Consider the following 2,702-nt stretch of genomic DNA (forward strand, 5'->3'; position numbering starts at 1 on the left):
GCTCAACGCCTTCGAGATCGCCTTCGACGGCCGACTCTCCATCGGCCGCCGCTAACTCAACCCACCCGAGTTACACCGTTCAATGGACAGACCCGGGCGTTGCTGCCACTCGCCATGTGTGCGAAGCGTATGCGGCAGCTGAACCAGCCAGGGCTGGAAACGGGGTCTGTAGGGATCAGGAAGGCACCCCATTGCCGCCGTCGGGTGCGGGCGAAGGACCTCTCGACGGTTCCGAGCCGAACGATCGCTCAAGTGCCATGGGCCGGATTGCGATCCATCGGCAGGTGCCGCCTCGGCCGTTCTCGGCGGCCTTCTGACTCGGCGGCGCCGTGGTGCAGGAAGGGCGACCCGGTCGGGGCCGGGTGTCAGGGGTGACTGGTCTACTTCTCGGCGGCGGCGGCAGTTCGGGCGGGAGCGAGGAGGCGGGGATGGGCGTTCTGACGGACTACTTCCGTGCGCCGGGCGCGGATGCGGTGCGGCAGGTGCTGGAGCGGACGGAGGGCGGGTCCCCGCTCGTGGGCCGGCGGTCCGTCTTCGACGGGGTCCCGTCGAAGGGGCTGGACCCGGGCGTCGTTCTGGGACAGCTGATCGCCGCGATCCGCGAAGTACCCTGGGGCGTCGACCTGGTGGGTGACACGCCGGTGTGGCCGCCGGGTCCGGTCCCCGGCCCGGACGGGCCCGAGGGCGAGGAGGACCCCTGGGTCACCGGGCCGTGGGTGTTCGAACTCGACGCAGCCACCCGCGACACCCTCGCCGGGGTGCCGGACGCGGCGGTGCCGGAGGTCACCGCACGGTGGGTGCAGGCGGAGGAGCTGTACGGCGCCGCCGCGGAGGACATGCAGCCGGTGACCGAGTGGCTGATACGGCTGGCACGCAACGCCCGTGCGGCCGGCGAACTCCTCTACTGCTGGATGTGTCTGTGACGCGCTGACTCCTGATCTTCCGAACCGCGGCAGCGGCCGGGCGGTCAGCGCGGCCGCAGTCCGTCGAAGACCACTTCGAAGATCCGCTCCCGGGCGTCCGGGTCGGTCCTGAGCTGCTCCATGGTCGTGGTGGTGCCGACCAGGAGGGCGATCAGTTCCGGCAGGCCCAGGTCGGGGCGGACCGCCCCGGCCCGCTGGGCACCGGCCAGGAGGTCGGCCAGCAGGGTCTGGATCGCCGCGCTCGACTCCTGCAGGGCCGTGTGCGCATCCACCCCGGCCGCGGCGAGTGCCTGGGTGAACTCGTTCTTGCCCGCGGACCGGTCGATCAGCAGGCGGAAGCAGCCGAAGAAGGCCTCGGCGGGCTCGGCCTCGGCGGCCAGGGCTGCGGTCTCGGAGGCGATCGCCTCCAGTCTGCGGACCATCACTGCTTCCAGGAGCGCCTCCTTGGTCGGGAAGTGCCGGAAGAGCGTCCCGACCCCCACTCCCGCGGCCCGGGCGATCTCCTCGGTCGGCACGCCGACGCCGCGGGTGGTGAACACCTCGGTGGCGACGTCCAGCAGTCTGGCCCGGTTGCGGGCCGCGTCGGCCCGCAGGGGGCGCTCGGGGGCGCCGCTCATTCCTCGTACTCCTTCCGCCGGTGGCGAATCCGCATGGACAACCGGAGTGGCTAGTCCGTATCGTTGGAATCGGAGTCGCTAGTCCGATTCTAGCGGCGGACCTGCCGGAGGTTGATCATGTCTGAAACGCGGTCACCGCGCGAAGCGTTCCAGGAACTGCTCGGGGGCATCACTGCAGGGCGGTTCTCGGAGCTGGCCGAGCTCTACGCCGAGGATGCCGTGGTGGAGACGGTCTTCGAGCCGGTCGGACCGCGTCGGTTCGAGGGGCGGGCCGTGCTCGGGGAGCGGTTCGCGGCGGTCGCCGAGCACTCGCCGCTGGAGCTGGCCGCGACGAACGTGGTGGTCCGGGAGACCGACGACCCCGAAGTGATCGTCGCCGAGTGGGACTACCGGGTGCACCACCGGACGACCGGGCGCACCTTCGAGGCCGCCAACATCCAGGTGCTGCGGGTCCGTGACGGCCTGATCGTCCACAGCCGGGACTACCACGACCACCTGGCCCTCATCACGGCCGGCGGCAACCTGCCGCAGTTGGTCGAGGCACTGGAGGGCCGGTAGCGCCGGTTCGGGCCCGCGGAGCCCCCGGGTTGTGCGGGCCCGAAGTGAATGGCATGCGCCACCGTGCCGCCCGGGCCATCCTGAGGGCATGAACGCCCACGAGTCCTTCCTGGCCTGGGTCGGGAAGGAGCTGTACGAGGCCGAGGTCGCCCTGCACAACGGCGACCCGGCCCCCCGTCGGGTGCTGTGGTCCCGCTCCGAGCCGGTCAGCATCCTGGGCGCATGGCGCAACGCCATCGGCCGGCGGGAGGTCGACGAACTCTTCACCTCCCTCGGGACGGCGTTCTCCGACTGCACGTCCTACGCGTTCGAGCTGCTGGCGTACGACGTGGCGGGCGACCTGGCCTACACGGCCGGCCTCGAGCACATCGCGGCGTCCGTGGACGGCCGGCCGCGGAGCTTCACCCTGCGAGCCACCCAGGTGTACCGCCGCGAGAACGACACCTGGCGGGTGGCCCACCGCCACGGCGACACGGTGGCCGACTGACCCGTGCGCACACGCGCTGCGTGCGGGGGTGAAGGTCATCCTTGGACCGGAGGCGCGGAGCGCCGGAGTTCCCTGCGCCTCCGAGGTAACGGTCAGGTGGGTCGTTTCTGGTTCTCG

4 protein-coding genes are annotated in these 2,702 nt (G+C 71.3%); 3 read left to right on the forward strand and 1 reads right to left on the reverse strand.

Annotated features, from left to right (window positions below; translation table 11 throughout):
• Positions 1–428 precede the first annotated feature (428 nt).
• Positions 429–923 (forward strand): hypothetical protein, encoded by a 495-nt coding sequence (locus ACFV0G_RS38040; protein ID WP_380558024.1) that lies wholly within the window; start codon positions 429–431, stop codon positions 921–923.
• Positions 924–967: 44 nt separating this feature from the next.
• Here the strand turns inward: ACFV0G_RS38040 and ACFV0G_RS38045 are convergent, their stop codons facing one another.
• Positions 968–1,540, reverse strand: coding sequence for a TetR/AcrR family transcriptional regulator (locus tag ACFV0G_RS38045; protein ID WP_380558027.1), 573 nt, complete (start codon positions 1,538–1,540; stop codon positions 968–970).
• A 117-nt stretch (positions 1,541–1,657) separates the two neighbouring features.
• Here ACFV0G_RS38045 and ACFV0G_RS38050 point away from each other — a divergent pair, with 117 nt between their 5' ends.
• On the forward strand, positions 1,658–2,098 hold the full coding sequence (locus ACFV0G_RS38050; RefSeq protein WP_380558030.1) for a nuclear transport factor 2 family protein: 441 nt from the start codon (positions 1,658–1,660) through the stop codon (positions 2,096–2,098).
• Positions 2,099–2,186: 88 nt separating this feature from the next.
• Entirely contained in the window at positions 2,187–2,585 is a 399-nt protein-coding gene (locus ACFV0G_RS38055) for a nuclear transport factor 2 family protein (protein WP_380558033.1), read from the forward strand.
• Positions 2,586–2,702 lie beyond the last annotated feature (117 nt).

Source organism: Kitasatospora sp. NPDC059571, assembly GCF_042735675.1.
Lineage (GTDB): Bacteria > Actinomycetota > Actinomycetes > Streptomycetales > Streptomycetaceae > Kitasatospora.

Bases quoted from the DNA above. Each gene is read 5' to 3' on its own strand.
- ACFV0G_RS38040 (WP_380558024.1), top strand. From the start codon at position 429: ATGGGCGTTCTGACGGACTACTTCCGTGCGCCGGGCGCGGATGCGGTG.
- ACFV0G_RS38045 (WP_380558027.1), bottom strand. From the start codon at position 1,540: ATGAGCGGCGCCCCCGAGCGCCCCCTGCGGGCCGACGCGGCCCGCAAC.
- ACFV0G_RS38050 (WP_380558030.1), top strand. From the start codon at position 1,658: ATGTCTGAAACGCGGTCACCGCGCGAAGCGTTCCAGGAACTGCTCGGG.
- ACFV0G_RS38055 (WP_380558033.1), top strand. From the start codon at position 2,187: ATGAACGCCCACGAGTCCTTCCTGGCCTGGGTCGGGAAGGAGCTGTAC.